This window comes from Streptomyces filipinensis (assembly GCF_014649495.1).
Taxonomy (GTDB): Bacteria; Actinomycetota; Actinomycetes; order Streptomycetales; family Streptomycetaceae; genus Streptomyces; species Streptomyces filipinensis.
Genome location: NZ_BMTD01000009.1, coordinates 89,947 through 107,969, shown reverse-complemented (window position 1 = coordinate 107,969; position 18,023 = coordinate 89,947). Strand labels below are relative to the sequence as shown.

The window sequence follows — 18,023 nt, the reverse complement described above, 5'->3', positions numbered from 1 at the left end:
TCGCCGGACCGACGCCCTTTGCTCTGTGGCCCGAGTGCCTAGTACCGTGGGGGGCGATTGGTGACAAGCCGCTTGGCTGTGTCATCATCTGCACGCACCACTCGCGCGCTCGCGTGAGCGGTTGTGCTGGAGGCGTCGCCTAGTCCGGTCTATGGCGCCGCACTGCTAATGCGGTTTGGGCCTTAAAGCCCATCGAGGGTTCAAATCCCTCCGCCTCCGCACCGATCCCGAAGCCCCGGTCCCCAGGACCGGGGCTTCGGCGTTCCCGCCCCGGCTGTCCCTCCGGACCCTCTCATCGGCCTGAGTCGACGTTTTCGCAGGTCACAAGGGGTGTGCGAATCGGATTTCACATGACGGCGGCAGTCATGTAATGTTCTTCCTGTCGCCGGGAGCGGGCCGAAAGGGCCGAGAGCGGGGGCAAAACAAAAGAACAAGCACTCGTAGCTTAACGGATAGAGCATCTGACTACGGATCAGAAGGTTGCAGGTTCGAATCCTGCCGAGTGCACAACAGTTCAGAGGCCCTGTGGAGTGATCCACAGGGCCTCTGGCTTTTGCCTTGACGGCAGCTCTGACAACAACCGCCGGGTCGCGCTGCCTAGTCGTCGGATCCGAAGGGACGGACCACGGTGTCCGGGCCTGGACTCATCAGCGTCTCGTGGCCGTCCTCGAAACGGACCCGGTAGGGAGGGCCCCCATCCGCTCCGAGCACCTCGATGATCTCTGCGCTGCGATCGTGCTGCCCCACGATCCGACCATGGACAAGAATCCTGTCTCCAATGCTGGCCCGCACGCTGCCACCCTTCTGTCGCGCTGTCCTCCACTGCCTTTCCCACGCATCGCTGGGTCGGAACGCGGGGCGCAGTCAGTTCGACCTAACCGGTGAGGGCGGGTTCGATCAAACGGCTACGTGGACGCCGGCCGCTCCTCGGACAGAGCTGTGGCCCAGGAGCTTTGCGCGCGGCCGTCCGGGCCGTTCCCCCGCTGAGAGCAGGTTTCGTCCGGTCGGTGGGGTCGACCTGTGGATCGGCCCGCCCCGCACACGGCTGCTAGCCTCCGTCTCTGCTTGATCGTTCGAAGACCATCCACCGGGGGAGATGGCACTTCGCCTCATCGCCCCATGACGTCAGAGGTACCGAGGATGAGGATCGGCAAGGGGGCGGCGTCCGTGCTGCTGGCGGGTGCGCTCGCGGGCATGGTGTCGGGCTGCGAATCCGGCGGCGGCGCCACCGGCGGCCAGAGTGCGCACGGGGGCGGTGCCGGGGGTGCCGGCGGCGTCCCGCTGAAGAGCAGGATCACCGCACCGGCCGCCTTCGACAGCGCCAAGGGCTGGGAGGTCGAGGCCGGCTGGCTTCCTCAGGGGCAGCCCTTGCCGTACGCGGTCTCGGGGAAGGGCGATGCGGTCGCGTACCTCGACAAGACCGCGCGGGGTTATGTCCTCGACGTCCGGGACGCGTCGTCCGGCAGGCTGCTGTCCACGAGCAAGCCGTGGCAGGGCCCCAAGCTCACCAAGGAGCAGAGCGACGAGCAGTCCGGCGCGCTGGCGGTCCCGCAGATCGCCCTGATCCCCGGGGCGCAGCGCGACTACTTCGCGGTGTGGGCGCGTGGCGAGGCCCGCAAGGACGAGCTCCACGAGTACAAGGAGGTCGTCGCCGTGGCCTTCTACCCGGCCGACGCCTCCGGCAAAGACGTCTCCCCGGTCGGCGCGGGCAACGCCGAGGCGCCGGACGGCGAGTTCGACCGGCCCAGCGTGTTCCCCGGACCCGGGGGCCTGGTCGTCACCTCCTACGGCGGCGACAGCATCCTGGTGGCTCCCGACGGCAAGGTCACCGACACCAGCGACGCGAAGGTGACGCTCAACGGGAAGGCGGCCGACCCCGACTACCTGATGTCGTTCCAGGGCCCGGCGGGGCTCGTGACCAACGGCGAAGAGGGCGCCGGGGGTGACGGCGGTTTCGGCGCCGACGGAGGCTGGCGGAGTACGAAGGTGGCCCCGCCCGGCGTCGAAGCCGTCCGCAAGGAGGAGAACGTGGGCTTCGGTACGGACGAGACGCCGAACGGCCGCATCGTCGGTGCCGTCGGCGACCACGTGATCGCCAACTGGCTCAAGGGGCCGGACGACGTCTCCGCCGTCCACGACCTGGCGACCGGCGCCGTCCAGGCCACCGCCCCGTGCCGGACCAAGGAGACCGAGTACGGCGCGGACGTCCCGGACCCGAAGAACCTCGCGGACGTGCGGCCGGCCCTGTCCCCCGACGGCCGCTATCTGGTCAAGGGCGGCAGCGTCTTCGACCTGAAGACGGGCAAGGGCAGGTGCACCGACAGCGGGGAGGACGCCAGGAAGATCACCCTCGCGGCCGTCGGCGACGACGGCACCGCCTACGGCCTGGCCGGCGAGGACACGCCGAGGACCCCGGTCTCCGTGTCCGTCGCCACGGGCGCCGCCAAGCCCCTGCCGGAAGCGACCGTCACCCCGGACGCCCTCACCCGGGGCGCGGGCGTGTTCGTCACGTACGCCGGCACGGACAGCATGCACCTGATCGTCCTTGACCTGAAGAACTGAGGCCCGTCCGGCCGGCGCTTGCCGATTCGTGAGAAGGCGGGTGGCACGGCGGGGTTGAGACTTCTCGCGGGCCCGGCGGCCGGCCGGGCCCGGTGGGGTCAGCGGGCGTCCACGAAGTCACCCGTCGCCTTGACGGCGCTCGTGGTCAGGGTGCCGCGGAACTCGTAGCGCCAGTAGCGGTCGGCGGTCGCGGTGACCTTCGCGGTGGCGACCCCGGTGGAGTCGGTGGGGGTGTAGCCCAAGGACTCGTAGTAGTCGTCGCCCGGCCGGCGGAACTCAAGGTAGGCGCGCTGGTTCGTGTAGCCGTGGTAGTCGTGGGTGTCCCAGTTGGCCCGGCTGAGTTTGCCCGTGACGGTGAGGGTGCCGCCCTTGGCGACGGGCTCGGGAGAGGCGTTGGTGGTCAGCTTGCCGTAGCGCTTCAGGGCGAAGGCGGTGAGACCCTCCACCTTCACGTAGTCCCCGTCGTGGGCGTGTGCCTCCGCGTAGACCGTCCAGAGGCCGGCCAGCGCGTTCCGCAGATCGCGCCGCGGGTCGATCGTGTAGTGCTTGGTGCAGACGGACGTGGTTCCGGCGGCCGTGCACACCGCCGCCGTTTCCTTCGCCTTCAGGATCGCGTCCGCCCTGCTGAGGGTCTTTCCGTGGAAGAGCGTGAAGTCCGCGGACCTGATGCCGGAGTCGTCGCTGGCCGTCACCTTCACGGTGATCGTCCTCGCGTCGGTGGTGCCCAGCACGACGTCGTTGCCCGCGCCGCCCCCGCCGGTGATCCGGAAACCGCCGACATCGGCGTCGCCCACCACCTCGTTCGCCTGCGCGCCGGGAGCGAGCAGGGCGGCTATGGCCGCGGAGCCGAGCAGGGCGGAGCCGATGGTGATTCTTCGCATGCAGTCCCCGAAGGGTCGGGCCCGCCCGGGTGGGCAGGCCGCCGAACAAGTGCAGGCAGTGTACGTAGCGGTGATCGGCGTGCCGGAGGGGGCTTCGGCGCCGGGCGGCGCGTCCTGGCGGCCGGCGGGGCGGGGCCGGCTGCCGCGGGTCAGCACTCCTCGGCGGGGTCGTTCCGGTTCAGTTTCTCCAGGTATTCGTGCGCCAGGGCCGTGGCTCGGGTGAACCAGTCCGTGATGACGGCCAGTTGCTCGGGGGAGTAGTCGCAGAACAGGGCCGTCAGGCGCTGGTAGTGCCCCGCGTACACGGCCTCGACGCGGGTGACGGCGGCGGGTACGGCGGCCACGCGGACGCGGCGGCGGTCCGCGGGATCGGGGCGGCGGGTGACGTATCCGGCGCGTTCGAGGCGGTTGAGGATGCCGGTCACCGCGCCGGTCGTGACGTGGGCGCGGGCGGCGAGGTCGCCCGCCGTCAGCAGCTCGTCGCCGGCCTCCAGGACGAAGGCGAAGCAGGTCAGGTCGGTGACGTTCAGCCCCAGCCGCCGGGCCAGCTCCTGCTGTCCGATCAGGTGGGCGGCGATGAGGTGGTCCATCGCCGACAGCGCCTGGGCCGGAGTGGCGGACGGTCGCGGCGTGCCGTGCATCTTTCGGAATCCCTTAGCTCGTGAGATATTCGGAGTAACGAACTTCTTAGCTCGTGAGAGAAACTCGTCCCGGAGGCGGCTATGAGTCTGTACGACGAGGGTCACACCATCGCCGGCTGGACCGGCTTCGGTGTCGCGACGGTGGGAGGCGGGGTGGTCGGGGTGGGGGTGTGCACGGCCTCGCTGCCGGTGGTCGCGGCCGGGCTCGCCGTCACGGGCGCGAGTGTCCTGGTGACCTGGTTCCTGCACCTGGCGGGCTGGGGCAAGCCGCCGGGGGTGCGGCCGCGTGGGCAGTGGGGGATGCGGGTCCGGGACACACAGGCCCGGGAGGGGCACACCGGGTGCGTCGGCTGCCGGCTGGCGGGGCGGGGGCGGGCGCGCGGGGCGGCGGTGGCCGCCGAGGCGACGGCCGCCGGGGCGGCGGACCTGTCGCCCGCCGAGTGAACGTGCGGTGACCTGATCCCCCCGGACAGGCCCGAAGCCGCGATCGACGGGGGCGGCTTCGGGCCGCCGCGCGCCGGGCCCCGCGCGCCGGGCCCCGCCCGCTGTCCGCCGCCCGCTGTCCGCCGCCCGTTGTCGGACCCGCCCCCTACGCTCACCGGTGATGGAACACGGATGGAAGTGCTCGGGGCTGCGCTGGGCGCCCGGTGGTCCCGTGTGGGAGTGGGACGGCGGGCGGCGCAGTGCGCTGCCCCGGGGGAAGCGGATCGGGTTCGCGGTGCCGGAAGGGGGCGTGCGGACGTGTGTGGGGGCGCGGGGGCACGCCTGTCCGGTGCGGGCCGTGGTGCCGGGGCGGAGTACGGGGGCCCGGTGCGAGGAGTGCGCGCGGCTGGACCGGGCGCACTCCGTGGCCGCCGACACGATCGCCGATGATCCGCGCCCGTACCGGGTGTATCTGGCGTGGTTCGGGCCCGGGATGGTCAAGGTGGGGATCACCGCGGCCGAACGAGGCCCGGTCCGGCTGCTGGAGCAGGGGGCCGTCTGTTTCAGCTGGCTCGGCACCGGTCCGCTGATGGCCGCCCGGCGCACCGAGGAGCTGCTGCGGGCCGCGCTCCAGGTGCCGGACCGGATTCCGTACGCCGACAAGCGGGCGGTCCGGTCGGCGCTGCCGGGGACACCGGCGGAGCGCGCCGCGGAGGTGCGGGAGCTGCACGCGCGGGCCGTGGCGCTCAGCGGCTGGCCGGAGTCGCTGAGCCCGGCGCCGTGTGAAGTGACCGACCACGTCGGCGTGTTCGGGCTCGCCGGTGTTCCGGTGGCGCTCGGCGAGGTGGCGGAGCTCGTGCCGGGCGGCGGTGTGGGCGGGGAGTTGGTCGCGGCTGCCGGGCCCGACCTGCATCTGGCGGTGGGCGGGCGCGGAGTCGTCGTGCTCGACACCCGGCTGATGAGGGGCTGGGAGCTGGTGTCGCCGGCCGCCACGGGAGCGGCCGGACTCACCTTCCCCTTCCGGGAGTTCAGACAGGAGCCGGAGGGGTTGTTCTGAGGCGAGGGCAAGGAGCCGGATCCCCCGCCCCCGGCCGCACGGTCTGATCCCGGTGTGCTTCCCAGGAGCTTCCTGAGAGGTGCCTGTGCGTTTCTCAGGGAAATCACAGACTGGGGAAAGCGTCTTCTCAGAGGGCACCGACAGGGTGTGCGCCATGACCACGACCTCGCCCCGGGGGCGCACCGAACTGCTGAGGCCGGACGGGAGCCCCGTCCGGGTGCTTGTGGTGGACGACGAGCTGTCGATCACCGAACTGCTGAGCATGGCTCTTCGTTACGAGGGCTGGCAGATCAGGAGTGCGGGGGACGGGCAGGGAGCCGTCCAGACCGCCCGGGAGTTCCGGCCCGACGCCGTCGTACTGGACATGATGCTGCCCGACATGGACGGGCTCACCGTGCTGGGGCGGCTGCGGCGCGAGCTGCCGGACGTGCCCGTGCTGTTCCTGACCGCGAAGGACGCCGTCGAGGACCGTATCGCCGGGCTCACCGCCGGCGGCGACGACTACGTCACCAAGCCGTTCAGCCTCGAGGAGGTCGTGGCGCGGCTGCGCGGGCTCATCCGGCGGTCCGGGGCCGCCGACCGGCGGTCGGACTCCGTGCTCGTCGTCGGGGACCTCACGCTCGACGAGGACAGCCACGAGGTCGCGCGGGCCGGGGAGTCCATCCATCTGACGGCCACCGAGTTCGAGCTGCTGCGCTTTCTCATGCGCAACCCGCGGCGTGTGCTGAGCAAGGCACAGATCCTGGACCGGGTCTGGTCGTACGACTTCGGCGGCCAGGCCAATGTCGTCGAGCTCTACATCTCCTACCTGCGCCGGAAGATAGACGCGGGCCGTGAGCCGATGATCCACACCCGGCGTGGGGCGGGTTACCTGATCAAGCCCGCCGTGTCATGAGCAGGCGACGACGGCCGGGTCCGCGTACACGCCGGGTGGGACAGCCGCGGACCCTGCGGGCGCGGCTCGTCGTCGCTTCCGTGGTGCTGATCGCCGTCGTGTGCGCGGTGATCGGGACGGTGACGACCGTGGCGCTGCGGTCGCATCTGTACGAGCAGCTGGACGGGCAGCTGGCGGAGGTGGGCAAACGCCTGTCGGGGCCCATGAAGCCCGGCGGGCGCATGAACGACTCCAGGCTGACGGACAGGCTCACAGGCTTCGTCGAGGGGCCGACGCAGCCGGAGACCATCGCCGCCGAGGTCGGCACCGGCGGCACGGTCACCCGGGCGGTCATCGCCCGGCGCTCCTCCAGCGACAACGGTCCCTTCCAGCGCAACCATGCCGTCCCCCTCGACGACGAGCAGAAGGCCGCCCTGGGCAAGGTGCCCACCACGGGCACGCACACCGTCGACATCCCGGGGCTCGGCACGTACCTCGTGCGGTACGTCCCCGGGGCCGACGGCACCTACTACGTCGCCCTGCCGACCGATACGGTCGACAACACGATCAACACCCTGATCCTGGTCGAGGTGAGCGTCACCGCAGCCGGTCTCGTCGCCGCCGGTATCGCCGGCTACGTACTCGTCGGCGTCGCCACCCGCCCCCTGCGCAGGGTGGCCGCGACCGCCACCCGTGTCTCCGAACTCCCTCTGCACACCGGCGAGGTGAACCTCAGCGAGCGGGTCCCGGAGTCCGAGTGCGATCCGCACACCGAGGTCGGCCAGGTCGGCGCCGCGCTCAACCGGATGCTCGACCACGTGCACGGCGCGCTGCACGCCCGGCAGCGGAGCGAGACGCGGGTACGGCAGTTCGTCGCGGACGCCAGCCACGAGCTGCGCACCCCCCTCGCCTCCATCCGGGGGTACGCCGAGCTGACCCGGCGCGGGCGCGAGCAGGTCGGGCCCGACACCCGGCACGCGCTCGGGCGGATCGAGTCCGAGGCCGGGCGGATGACCCTGCTGGTCGAGGATCTGCTGCTGCTCGCCCGGCTGGACGCCGGCCGGCCGCTGCAGTTCGAGCAGACCGACCTCGTCCCGCTCGTCGTGGACACCGTCAGCGACTCCCGCGCGGCCGGCATGGACCACAACTGGCGGCTGGAGCTGCCCGACGAGCCCGCCCTGGTCTCGGCGGACGCCGCGCGCCTCCAGCAGGTGCTCGTCAATCTGCTGGGCAACGCGCGCAAGCACACCCCGCCCGGGACGACCGTCACCGCGCGCGTGCGGCGGCGCGGACCGTGGATGTGCGTCGACGTCGAGGACAGCGGGCAGGGCATCCCGCCACAGCTGCTGCCGCACGTCTTCGAGCGGTTCGCCCGGGGCGACTCCGCGCGGTCCAGGGCGACGGGGTCCACGGGCCTCGGGCTCGCCATCGTGCAGGCCGTCGCGACCGCGCACGGCGGTGCCGTGACCGTCGACAGCGTCCCGGGGCGGACGGTGTTCACCGTGCATCTGCCCGCCCTCGCCCCGGCCGTCCCGTACCCGGCGCCCCAGGCTGGCCGGCGGTCGTACTCACAGGCACAGCACAGTGCCACCACATCGGTGCGACAGGGGGTCTGACGAGAGTCGGGTCCATGCGAACCGACTCTTCTCCCGGCACCCTGCCGGCGCGGGAGCACCTCCCGGCCGGAGACGCCGGTACGCCTGTCCTGGACGTAGTGATCCCCGTCTACAACGAGGAGAAGGACCTCCAGCCGTGCGTCCGCAGACTGCACGCACACCTGACGCGCACCTTCCCGTACGCCTTCCGCATCACGATCGCGGACAACGCGTCCACGGACACCACCGCGCTGGTGGCGGCGCGGCTGGAGGCGGAGATCCCCGAGGTCGTCAACTTCCGCCTGGAACAGAAGGGGCGGGGGCGGGCGCTGCGGACCGTGTGGTCCGCGTCCGAGGCGCCGATCCTCGCCTACATGGACGTCGACCTGTCCACCGACCTCAACGCCCTGCTGCCGCTGGTGGCACCGCTGATCTCCGGCCACTCGGACCTCGCGATCGGCTCCCGGCTCACCCGCAGTTCCCGGGTCGTCCGCGGCCCCAAGCGGGAGTTCATCAGCCGGGCCTACAACCTCATCCTGCGCGGCTCCCTGCAGGCCCGCTTCTCCGACGCGCAGTGCGGCTTCAAGGCCATCCGGCGGGACGTGGCGCAGGTGCTGCTGCCGCTGGTGGAGGACACCGGCTGGTTCTTCGACACCGAGATGCTGGTGCTCGCCGAGCGGGCGGGGCTCAGGATCCACGAGGTGCCGGTCGACTGGGTCGACGACCCCGACTCGACCGTGCACATCGTGAAGACCGCGACCGACGACCTCAGGGGCGTCTGGCGGGTCGGCAGGGCACTGGCCACCGGTTCGCTGCCGCTGGACCGGCTCACCCGGCCCTTCGGTGACGACCCGCGCGACCGCGATCTGACCAACGTCCCCAAGGGACTGGCCCGGCAGCTCGTCGGGTTCTGTGTCGTGGGCGGTCTGTCGACCCTGTTCTATCTCCTGCTCTACGGCGTCTTCCGGCAGTTCTCCGGCTCCCAGGTCGCCAACGCCCTCGCGCTGCTGGTCTCCGCGGTCGCCAACACGGCCGCCAACCGCCGGCTCACCTTCGGGGTGCGCGGACGGGGCGGGGCCGTACGGCACCAGGCGCAGGGCCTGGTCGTCTTCGGTATCGGTCTCGCGCTGACCAGCGGCTCGCTGGCCGCCCTCAACGCGGCCAGCGACAACCCGGCGCACTCCACCGAGCTGGCGGTGCTCATCGCCGCCAACCTCGCCGCGACCGTGCTGCGGTTCCTGCTCTTCCGCGCCTGGGTCTTCCCGGACCGGGAGGAGACCGCCGCCGCGCACCGCACGACGGCTCCGCACGTACCGCTGCCGCAGCGGCCGGTGCCGTACCAGCGGCCGTACCAGCCGCACCCGACCACCCAGGTCCGCGCCGGTGAAGCCGCGGACGGCAGCTGGAGGGACGCCACCGTGCGACTGCAGCCGGTACGCCCTCACGACACGGACCCGGGGGATCCCCGATGACCACCCACTACGACCCGCCGGCGCAGCAGGACAACCCCACGGTGTGGGGACCGCCCCCGCCCTCCAGAGGGGCCGGCGAGCCCGGGGGGCCGTTCCCGCGCAGACTGTGGCGCGGCCGGCCCGAGGACCCGCGCTGGGCGCGCCCGGCCCTCCTCGGCCAGCTGGCCGCCACCCTCCTGCTCTACCTGTACGACCTCAGCGCCTCCGGTTACGCCAACTCCTTCTACTCGGCGGCCGTACAGGCGGGCAGCAGGTCCTGGAAGGCGTTCTTCTTCGGTTCGCTGGACGCGGGCAACGCCATCACCGTCGACAAGCCCTCGGCCTTCCTGTGGCCGATGGAGCTGTCGGTCCGGATCTTCGGCCTGAACTCCTGGGCGATCCTCGCGCCCGAAGTCCTCATGGGCGTCGGCACGGTGGCGGTCGTCTACGCGGCCGTCCGGCGCCGGTTCGGTCCGGTGGCGGGGCTGGTCGCGGGTGCGGTGCTCGCGCTCACCCCGGTCGCGGCGCTGATGTTCCGGTTCAACAACCCGGACGCGATGCTGGCCCTGCTGATGGCGCTGGCCTGCTACTTCGTCATACGGGCCGTGGAGGACGGCCGGACCGGGTGGCTCGTGTGGGCCGGGGCCGCGATCGGTTTCGCGTTCCTCGCCAAGACCTTGCAGGCGTTTCTGATCCTGCCACCGCTGGCGCTCGTCTACGCCGTCTGCGGTCCGGTGAGGCTGCGCAGGCGGCTGGTCCAGCTGGGGCTGGCGACCGTCGTGCTGGTCGTCTCCGGCGGCTGGTGGGTGGTGGTCGTCGAGCTGTGGCCGGCCTCCTCCCGCCCCTACATCGGCGGTTCGCAGAACAACAGCTTCCTTGAGCTGACCTTCGGCTACAACGGCCTCGGCCGCATCAGCGGCGACGAGACCGGCAGCGTCGGGGGCGGGGGTGGGGGCGGGGGCAACGGGTCGGGGCGCTGGGGCGCGACCGGCTGGGACAGGATGTTCAACTCCGAGATCGGCAGCCAGATCTCCTGGCTGCTGCCGGCCGCGCTGATCCTGCTGGTCGCGGGCCTGGTGGCCACCCGGAAGCTGAGGCGGACGTCGGTCACCCGGGCCTCGTTCCTGGTGTGGGGCGGCTCGCTGCTGATCACCATGGTGGTCTTCAGCTACATGGCGGGCATCTTCCACCAGTACTACACGGTGGCCCTCGCGCCCTACGTGGCGGCCGTCGTCGGCATGGGCTCCGGGCTGCTGTGGGAAAAGCGCGGGCAGACCTGGGCGTCGATCACCCTCGCCGCGTCCGTCGTGGCCGCGGCGGCCTGGGGGTACGTCCTGCTCGACCGCACCTCCGGCTATCTCCCCTGGCTGAGGTGGCTGGTGCTGGTCGGCGGTCTGGCGGCCGCGCTGGGCCTGGTCTTCGCCGGCCGGATCCCCCGCCGGCCGGCCCTCGGGGCGGCGGCCGTGGGCCTGGTGGCCGCGCTCGCCGGGCCGACGGCGTACACCCTCAGCACGGTCGGCTCCGCGCACACCGGCTCCCTCCCGACGGCGGGTCCGGCGGGCGCGAGCGTGAGGGGCTTCGGCGCCGGGGGGCCCGGCGGTGGCGGTACCCGCGGCGGCTTCGGCGGCGGCATGCCCGGCCGGCAGGGCCAGAACGGCCAGGGCCGGCCGGGGCAGAACGGCGGGCCGGGGAGGCCGGGCGGGCGGAACGGCAACGGCTTCCCGGGCGGCGGCTTCGGCGGTGGCCTGCCGGGCCGCAACCCGCAGAACGGCAACGGCTTCCCCGGCGGCGGCCGGATGGGCGGGGGCGGCATGGGCGGTGGCGCCGGCGGTCTGCTGAACGGCGCGAACGTGTCGTCGGCCGCCGGGAAGCTGCTGGAGAAGGACGCCTCGCAGTACACCTGGGTCGCCGCGTCCATCGGCTCCCAGAACGCGGCCAGCTACCAGCTCGCCACCGGTGACCCGGTGATGGCGATCGGCGGCTTCAACGGCACCGACCCGTCCCCGACCCTGGCGCGGTTCAAGAAGTACGTGGCCGAGGGCAGGATCCACTACTTCATCGCGGGCGGCGGCTTCGGCGGGGCGGGCGGAGGCGACAGCGGTACGGCCTCGCAGATCACCTCGTGGGTCCGGAACACCTTCGAGAAGGTGACGGCCGGTTCGGCCACCTTCTACGACCTCACGCGGAAGAAGAGCTGACGGGAAACCGTGTTGTACACCGTATAGCTAGGCCTATACGGTGTACAACATGTCTGCGTCCACGTCCTCAGGCCATCCCCAGCGCTGGCTGATCCTCGGCGTCATCTGCCTCGCCCAGCTCACCGTGCTGCTCGACAACACCGTCCTGAACGTGGCCATCCCCTCGCTCACCCGCGAGCTGCACGCGGCCACGTCCGACATCCAGTGGATGATCAACGCCTACTCCCTGGTGCAGTCCGGTCTGCTGCTCACCGCGGGCAGCGCGGCCGACCGCTACGGCCGGAAGAAGATGCTGGTCGCGGGCCTCGCCCTGTTCGGCACCGGCTCCCTGGTGGCCGGACTCGCCGGATCCACCGGCCAGTTGATCGCCGCGCGGGCGGGCATGGGCATCGGCGGCGCGCTGCTGATGACCACCACGCTCGCCGTGGCGATGCAGATCTTCACGCCCGAGGAGCAGCCGAAGTCGATCGCCATCTGGAGCGCGGTCAACGCCCTCGGCTTCGCGGGCGGCCCCCTGATCGGCGGATTCGTGCTCAACCACTTCTGGTGGGGTGCGATCTTCCTGATCAACATCCCGGTGGCGGTGCTGGGCACCGTCGCGGTGGTGGCCCTGGTCCCGGAGTCGAAGAACCCGCGCGGCGACCGGCCCGACCTGCTCGGCGCGCTGCTGTCCACCCTCGGCATGGCCTCGCTCGTGTACGCGATCATCTCCGGCCCCGTCCACGGCTGGACCTCACCGCGCGTGCTCGCTCTGGCGGCCGTGGCGGTCGTGGTGCTGTCCCTGTTCGCCTGGTGGGAGGGCAGGGTCGCCGAGCCGATGCTCGACCTGCACTTCTTCCGGGACCGGCGGTCCACCGGTTCGGTCGCCGGGGTCGTGCTCCTCATGTTCGGCATGGGCGGGGCGCTGTTCCTGCTGACCCAGCACCTGCAGTCCGTGCTCGGGTACGGGCCGCTGGAGGCGGGCCTGCGGACCGCTCCGCTGGCCCTGACGGTGGTGCTGCTGAACTTCACCGGCCTGTCGGCGAAGTGCTCCGGCCGGCTGGGTGCACCGGCTTCCATCGCACTCGGGATGGTGCTGATGTCGGCGGGGCTGGTGGCGATCGCCGAGGTGGACTCCGGGGGCTATGCGGGGACCCTGCTGGGGCTGCTGCTGATCGGCGCGGGGTGCGCCGTCGCCAACCCGGCGATGGCCCACGCCATCATGAGCGCGATCCCTCCGGAGAGGGCGGGCGTGGGGGCCGGGCTCAACGGAACGCTGGCCGAGTTCGGCAACGGTCTCGGTGTCGCCGTGCTGGGCGCTGTGCTCAGCTCTTCCGTCGCGTCGGGGCGGTCGCTGTCCGCCGGGCTGGGCGCGGGTCAGTTGGTGGGGGCCGTCGCCGTGCTGCTCGGGGGGCTCCTGGCGGCGGTGTTGCTGCGCCGGGCGGAGCGGGTGGCCGCCTGAGTGTCCGGGGGGATGGGCAGGGCGCGGCTGGTCGCGCCCGGACGGCGGTGGCCGCGTAGGGATACCGCCCCGTGCCCCTTAAGTTGGACCCGTGGGCGGACATCAGAAAGGTGGGCCGGTGGTGAAGGAAGCAGGTCGGTCTCCGCGGACCAGTGTGTGGCTGGAGGAGAAGACCCGCCGGGGCGGCCGCAGCGGCGGTCAGCCCTCCGGGCTCGACCGTGAGCGGATCACCTCCGTGTCCGTACGGCTGCTGGACGCCGAAGGGCTCGCCAAGTTCTCCATGCGGCGGCTGGCCGGCGAGCTGAACGTCACCGCGATGTCCCTGTACTGGTACGTCGACACCAAGGACGACCTGCTGGAACTCGCTCTGGACGTGGCGTTCGGCGAGCTGCGGCTGCCCGATCCGGATGCCGACGGCGAGGACTGGCGCCGGCAACTGCGCGGGCTGGCCACCGAGTACCGGGCGCTGCTCGTGCGCCACCCCTGGCTGTCGCCGCTGGCCGGGCGCTATCTCAACATCGGCCCGAACTCGCTGGCCTTCTCCCGCGCCGTCCAGCAGGTCGTCCGCCGGGCCGGGCTGCCCGCGCGCGGGGTGACGGGGGCGATCTCGGCCGTCTTCCAGTTCGTGTACGGCTTCGGCACGATCGAGGCCCACTTCACCGCCCGGATAGCGGACACCGGACTGAGCGCCGACGAGTACCACCGACAGGCCATGGCCCAGGTGGCCGAGGCACCGGGGACCGCCGAGGTCATCGAGGAGTCGAAGGACCTCCTGGCGGCCCGCGGCGGGGACACGGTCGACGAGATGCTGGACCGGGACTTCACCTACGCCCTGGACCTGCTGATCGCCGGTATCGAGGCGATGGTCGAACGCGGCTGACCGCTTTCCGACGGCCCGGGTCAGTCCTGCGGGGCCGGCCGGGCCGGGAATCCCCCGGTGGCCACCGGCCCCCACCGCTGCGGGGTCACCCGGATGATCGACTTGCCCTGCCTGGCCATCGCCTGGCGGTACTCGTCCCAGTCGGGGTGTTCGCCGGCGATGTTGCGGTAGTACTCGACCAGCGGTTCCACCGCGTCGGGGGTGTCGACGACCTCGGCGGTGCCGTCGATCTGGACCCAGGGGCCGTTCCAGTCGTCGCTCAGGACGACCAGGCTGACCCGGGGGTCGCGCTTGGCGTTGCGGGTCTTGGCGCGCTCGGGGTAGGTCGACACGACGATCCGGCCCGAGTCGTCGACGCCGCAGGTCAGCGGGGACGCCTGGGGGCCACCGTCGGCCCGGCGGGTGATCAGCAGGGCACGGTGGCGGGGGCGTACGAAGTCCAGCAACTCGTCCAGCGATACGCGTGTGTTGGTCGCGATGTTCGGTGCCATGGGGGCAGCCTAGGGGCAGCGCCTGCCCCGGTGGCTGACCCTGCCGTGCCTACGCCTGGGGCAGCGCGTCGCCCTGCACCGCCTGGATGTCCAGCTCGACCTTCAGCGTCGTACCGATCGCCGCGATACCCGCCTGCAGGACCTGGTTGTAGTTCATCGCGAAGTCCTCGCGGTGCAGTTCGGCCGTGGCCCGGAACGCGGCGCGCGTGCCGCCCCACGGGTCGGCGCCTGTGCCGAGGTAGGCCAGGTCCAGGTCCACCGGCCGTACGACCCCGTGCATGGACAGCTCCCCGTGGACCGTCCAGCGGTCGGAGCCCGCCTGGGTCAGGCCCGTCGAGCGGTAGGTGATCTCCGGGTGCTGCTCGACATCGAGGAAGTCCGCGGACTTCAGATGCCCGTCGCGCATGCCGTTGCCCGTGTCGATGGACGCGGCCCTGATCACCGCTTCCACACGGGACTTGGTGACGTCGTCGGGCGCGATCTCGATCGTGCCGCCGAACTCCGCGAACCGGCCGTGCACGCTGGAGATCCCCAGGTGCTGGGCGACCGCGGCGACGGAGGAGTGCACCGGGTCGATGGTCCAGGGCCCGGGCGGCGGCAGTTCGGTGCCGCCCTGCCGGGCCAGCGTGACCGCGCCGACCTCGGCCCGGCCGCTCGCGGTGACGATGGCGCTGGAGGCGGCGGGCGCGTAACCGACGGCCGTCACGATCACCGTGTAGGCGCCCGGCGCCAGCTCGGTGGCATCCCGTACGGCTCCCTCGGTGTCCGCCTCGGCCCGCAGCACCTGCGTACCGGTCATGTCGGTCACCGTGACGACCGCGTGCGACACGGCCCACCCGTCCCGCGTACGGATCTTCGCGGTCAGTCCCATCCCGTTTTCTCCCTGCAAAGCCTTACAAAATGGTCGTATGAGACCGGCCCGCGGCCAGGGCACCTCCGCTCGGAGCGTGCCCCGCCACGGGCCGGGTGGAACTACTCGCCGGGGTGGGCGAGCTGGATGTCGTGGCCGTCGGCTCCGGCGCCCACGACCGTCAGGGCCGTCGCCACCGGCGGGTAGCCGGTCGCGATGACGGTGTACTCGCCGCCGTCCAGGTCGGTGAAGGCGTACGCGCCGTCCGCGCCGGTGGTGGCGGTGCCGACCACGTTGCCCGCCTGGTCGACGAGGGTCACGCGGGCGTCGGCCAGCGGACCGTGCGGGGCCTTGACGACACCCTGGAGACGGGCGCCGGCGTCCAGGTCGACCTCGATCCGGGTGACCCCGGTGGCACGGACCTCGACCGGCAGCGCACGCGGCCGGAACCCGTTCGCGTTGACGGCTACGGTCACCGCGCCCGGCACCAGGTCGCCGAAGGCGAAGTCGCCCTGCTCGCCGGTGGCGGCGGTGGCCAGCAGATCACCGCGGACGTCGGTGACGATCACCATGGCGTCCTTCACCGGCAGCGCGCTCCCGGCGGCCCGGACCACACCGGTCAGCCCGCTGGTGCCGCTGAGCAGGATGTCGTACGGCAGCGGCTCCTCGCCGACCACGATGGTGGAGGCCTGTGGCTGGTAGCCGTCGGCGGAGGCGATCAGGACGTAACTGCCGGTGCCCGGGGCGTCGACGAGGTAGGCGCCGTCGGCCTGGGCGACCGCGCGGCCCAGCTGGCGGCCGGACAGCGAGATCAGGGTGACCGCGGCCCGCGGGACCGGGGCGCTCTCGGCGCCGCGGACGAAGCCGTGCACCGGGGTGCCGCCGCCGGTGCCGGGCTCGGCGAGCGTGGCGAGGGCGGTCAGCTGCCGGGTGGCGGTAGCGGTGGCCGGCGTCTCCTGGAAGCGGTCCGCCGCGACGACGGGCTCGGCCCAGCTGGGCACGTTCTCCTGGACGGGCTCCTGCACGGTGGTCTCCGGCATGGTCTCGACGGGGGTGGCGGCTTCCGCGACGGCTCCGGCCTTCTCCTGCGCGGCCTGGGCCAGCGCGCCGGTCGTCCGCAGCGGGACCTCCTTGATGAACAGCACCGTGAAGAACGCGATCAGGGCGAAGGGGGCGGCGTAGAGGAAGACGTCCGCGATGCCGTGGCCGTAGGCGCCCTCCAGCCAGGTGCGGACCGGCTTGGGCAGCGCGTTCATGTCGGGCAGGTCGCCGCCGCCCACGGCCTTCGCCGCGGCCATCCGCGCCTTCGGGCTCAGGTCCGTGATGGAGTCCTTGGCGTAGTGCGTGATGCGCTCCGACATCACCGAGCCGAGCACGCCGACGCCGACCGCACCGCCGAGGGAGCGGAAGAAGCTCACCACGGAGGAGGCGGCGCCCAGGTCCGCCGGGGCGACCTGGTTCTGCGTGGACAGCACCAGGTTCTGCATCATCATGCCGACGCCGATGCCCAGCAGCGCCATGTAGACGGACAACTCCCAGTACGGGGTGTCGTAGCGCATCAGGCCGAGCAGAGCCAGGCCCGCCGTGAGGGAGACACCGCCGGCGACGAGCCAGCCCTTCCAGCGTCCGGTGCTGGTGATGAACCGGCCGGAGACCATGGACGCGACGAACAGACCGCCGATCATCGGAATGGTCATGACGCCGGACATCGTCGGCGACTTGTCGCGGGCCAGCTGGAAGTACTGCGAGAAGAAGACGGTGCCCGAGTACATGCCGACACCGACGAACAGCGAGGCCAGCGAGGCCAGCGAGATGGTGCGGTTGCGGAACAGGCGCAGCGGGATGATCGGCTCGGAGGCCTTGGTCTCGGTGAACACGAACAGCAGCGTCAGCACGAGCGTGCCGCCCACCATCGTGTACGTCTGCCAGGACAGCCAGTCGTACTTGTCGTTGGCGAAGGTCACCCAGATCAGCAGCAGCGAGGCGGCGGCGGTGATGAAGAACGCGCCGAGCCAGTCCACCTTGACCTGACGCTTGGCGACCGGCAGGTGCAGGGTCTTCTGCAGCACGACGAGCGCGATCAGCGCGAAGGGGATTCCGACGAACAGGCAGTAGCGCCAGCCGAGCCAGTCGGTGTCGGTGATGACACCGCCGAGCAGCGGACCGCCGACGGTGGCCACGGCGAAGGTGGCACCGGTGTAGCCGGAGTAACGGCCGCGCTCGCGCGGGGAGATCATCGCGGCCATGATGACCTGCACCAGGGCGGACAGACCGCCGGCGCCGAGGCCCTGCACCACACGGGCGCTGATCAGCATCGCCGGGCTCTGCGCGAGGCCGGCGATGACCGAGCCCGCGACATAGATGACCAGGGATATCTGGACGAGCGCCTTCTTGCTGACCAGGTCGGCGAGCTTGCCCCACAGCGGCACGGAGGCCGTCATGGCGAGCAGCGCCGCGGTGACGACCCAGGTGTAGGCGGACTGGCCGCCCCCCAGGTCCTTGATGATCGTCGGCAGTGCGTTGGTGACGATCGTCGAGGAGAGGATGGCGGCGAACAGGCCCAGCAGCAGGCCGGACAGCGCCTCCATGATCTGCCGGTGCGTCATGGGGGCGTGCTCCGCGGAGCCTCCCCCGTGCTTGGCGTGAGCCCGCACACCGGCTGGTGTGGTCGTTGCCATG

15 protein-coding genes and 2 tRNA genes are annotated in these 18,023 nt (G+C 71.8%); 11 read left to right on the top strand and 6 right to left on the bottom strand.

All coding sequences use genetic code 11. From position 1 onward, the window contains the following. Positions 1-128: 128 nt before the first annotated feature. A tRNA-Ser gene (locus tag IE244_RS21000) sits at positions 129-219 on the top strand. Positions 220-434: 215 nt separating this feature from the next. Beyond that, a tRNA-Arg gene (locus IE244_RS20995) sits at positions 435-507 on the top strand. Positions 508-597: 90 nt separating this feature from the next. Here the strand turns inward: IE244_RS20995 and IE244_RS20990 are convergent. After that, positions 598-792: a DUF1918 domain-containing protein gene (locus tag IE244_RS20990; protein ID WP_191875094.1), complete on the bottom strand. Its 195-nt coding sequence runs from the start codon at positions 790-792 to the stop codon at positions 598-600. 348 nt (positions 793-1,140) lie between these two features. On the opposite strand from IE244_RS20990, the gene IE244_RS20985 reads away from it, so the two are divergent. Beyond that, entirely contained in the window at positions 1,141-2,562 is a 1,422-nt protein-coding gene (locus IE244_RS20985; RefSeq protein WP_191875093.1) for a hypothetical protein, read from the top strand. 98 nt (positions 2,563-2,660) lie between these two features. Here IE244_RS20985 and IE244_RS20980 read toward each other — a convergent pair whose 3' ends face one another. Both IE244_RS20980 and IE244_RS20975 read right to left on the bottom strand, forming a co-directional pair. Beyond that, positions 2,661-3,443: a calcium-binding protein gene (locus IE244_RS20980; protein ID WP_191875092.1), complete on the bottom strand. Its 783-nt coding sequence runs from the start codon at positions 3,441-3,443 to the stop codon at positions 2,661-2,663. A 149-nt stretch (positions 3,444-3,592) separates the two neighbouring features. Then, entirely contained in the window at positions 3,593-4,084 is a 492-nt protein-coding gene (locus tag IE244_RS20975) for a MarR family transcriptional regulator (protein ID WP_191875091.1), read from the bottom strand. Between the two features lie 81 nt (positions 4,085-4,165). On the opposite strand from IE244_RS20975, the gene IE244_RS20970 reads away from it, so the two are divergent. From IE244_RS20970 to IE244_RS20935, 8 genes are all read left to right on the top strand, one after another. Next, complete coding sequence (locus IE244_RS20970; RefSeq protein WP_191875090.1) at positions 4,166-4,528, top strand: HGxxPAAW family protein; 363 nt, start codon at positions 4,166-4,168, stop codon at positions 4,526-4,528. Positions 4,529-4,688: 160 nt separating this feature from the next. After that, complete coding sequence (locus IE244_RS20965; protein ID WP_191875089.1) at positions 4,689-5,564, top strand: DUF2797 domain-containing protein; 876 nt, start codon at positions 4,689-4,691, stop codon at positions 5,562-5,564. A gap of 154 nt (positions 5,565-5,718) precedes the next feature. After that, positions 5,719-6,459: a response regulator transcription factor gene (locus IE244_RS20960; RefSeq protein WP_191875088.1), complete on the top strand. Its 741-nt coding sequence runs from the start codon at positions 5,719-5,721 to the stop codon at positions 6,457-6,459. Further along, positions 6,456-8,054 (top strand): sensor histidine kinase, encoded by a 1,599-nt coding sequence (locus tag IE244_RS20955; RefSeq protein WP_191875087.1) that lies wholly within the window; start codon positions 6,456-6,458, stop codon positions 8,052-8,054. The genes IE244_RS20960 and IE244_RS20955 overlap by 4 nt, the downstream gene beginning before the upstream one ends. Before the next feature lie 14 nt (positions 8,055-8,068). Then, positions 8,069-9,505 (top strand): bifunctional glycosyltransferase family 2/GtrA family protein, encoded by a 1,437-nt coding sequence (locus IE244_RS20950; protein WP_191875086.1) that lies wholly within the window; start codon positions 8,069-8,071, stop codon positions 9,503-9,505. Further along, on the top strand, positions 9,502-11,682 hold the full coding sequence (locus tag IE244_RS20945) for a glycosyltransferase family 39 protein (RefSeq protein WP_191875085.1): 2,181 nt from the start codon (positions 9,502-9,504) through the stop codon (positions 11,680-11,682). Before IE244_RS20950 ends, IE244_RS20945 begins: the two co-directional genes overlap by 4 nt. A gap of 49 nt (positions 11,683-11,731) precedes the next feature. After that, positions 11,732-13,123: an MFS transporter gene (locus IE244_RS20940; RefSeq protein ID WP_191875084.1), complete on the top strand. Its 1,392-nt coding sequence runs from the start codon at positions 11,732-11,734 to the stop codon at positions 13,121-13,123. Positions 13,124-13,241: 118 nt separating this feature from the next. Then, positions 13,242-14,003 carry a TetR/AcrR family transcriptional regulator gene (locus IE244_RS20935; RefSeq protein WP_191875083.1) on the top strand — a complete coding sequence of 254 codons (762 nt, stop codon included), beginning with the start codon at positions 13,242-13,244 and terminating at the stop codon, positions 14,001-14,003. 20 nt (positions 14,004-14,023) lie between these two features. Here IE244_RS20935 and IE244_RS20930 read toward each other — a convergent pair whose 3' ends face one another. The 3 genes from IE244_RS20930 to IE244_RS20920 all read right to left on the bottom strand — a co-directional run bounded on the left by IE244_RS20930 (position 14,024) and on the right by IE244_RS20920 (position 17,950). Continuing rightward, complete coding sequence (locus tag IE244_RS20930) at positions 14,024-14,494, bottom strand: PPOX class F420-dependent oxidoreductase (protein WP_191875082.1); 471 nt, start codon at positions 14,492-14,494, stop codon at positions 14,024-14,026. A gap of 49 nt (positions 14,495-14,543) precedes the next feature. Next, positions 14,544-15,365 (bottom strand): YceI family protein, encoded by an 822-nt coding sequence (locus tag IE244_RS20925; protein ID WP_191875081.1) that lies wholly within the window; start codon positions 15,363-15,365, stop codon positions 14,544-14,546. Positions 15,366-15,466: 101 nt separating this feature from the next. After that, entirely contained in the window at positions 15,467-17,950 is a 2,484-nt protein-coding gene (locus IE244_RS20920; RefSeq protein ID WP_506005169.1) for an MFS transporter, read from the bottom strand. Positions 17,951-18,023: the final 73 nt, after the last annotated feature.

Coding starts and splice junctions, on each gene's coding strand:
- IE244_RS20985 (WP_191875093.1), top strand. CDS start 1,141: ATGAGGATCGGCAAGGGGGCGGCGTCCGTGCTGCTGGCGGGTGCGCTC.
- IE244_RS20980 (WP_191875092.1), bottom strand. CDS start 3,443: ATGCGAAGAATCACCATCGGCTCCGCCCTGCTCGGCTCCGCGGCCATA.
- IE244_RS20975 (WP_191875091.1), bottom strand. CDS start 4,084: ATGCACGGCACGCCGCGACCGTCCGCCACTCCGGCCCAGGCGCTGTCG.
- IE244_RS20970 (WP_191875090.1), top strand. CDS start 4,166: ATGAGTCTGTACGACGAGGGTCACACCATCGCCGGCTGGACCGGCTTC.
- IE244_RS20965 (WP_191875089.1), top strand. CDS start 4,689: ATGGAACACGGATGGAAGTGCTCGGGGCTGCGCTGGGCGCCCGGTGGT.
- IE244_RS20960 (WP_191875088.1), top strand. CDS start 5,719: ATGACCACGACCTCGCCCCGGGGGCGCACCGAACTGCTGAGGCCGGAC.
- IE244_RS20955 (WP_191875087.1), top strand. CDS start 6,456: ATGAGCAGGCGACGACGGCCGGGTCCGCGTACACGCCGGGTGGGACAG.
- IE244_RS20950 (WP_191875086.1), top strand. CDS start 8,069: ATGCGAACCGACTCTTCTCCCGGCACCCTGCCGGCGCGGGAGCACCTC.
- IE244_RS20945 (WP_191875085.1), top strand. CDS start 9,502: ATGACCACCCACTACGACCCGCCGGCGCAGCAGGACAACCCCACGGTG.
- IE244_RS20940 (WP_191875084.1), top strand. CDS start 11,732: ATGTCTGCGTCCACGTCCTCAGGCCATCCCCAGCGCTGGCTGATCCTC.
- IE244_RS20930 (WP_191875082.1), bottom strand. CDS start 14,494: ATGGCACCGAACATCGCGACCAACACACGCGTATCGCTGGACGAGTTG.
- IE244_RS20925 (WP_191875081.1), bottom strand. CDS start 15,365: ATGGGACTGACCGCGAAGATCCGTACGCGGGACGGGTGGGCCGTGTCG.
- IE244_RS20920 (WP_506005169.1), bottom strand. CDS start 17,950: ATGACGCACCGGCAGATCATGGAGGCGCTGTCCGGCCTGCTGCTGGGC.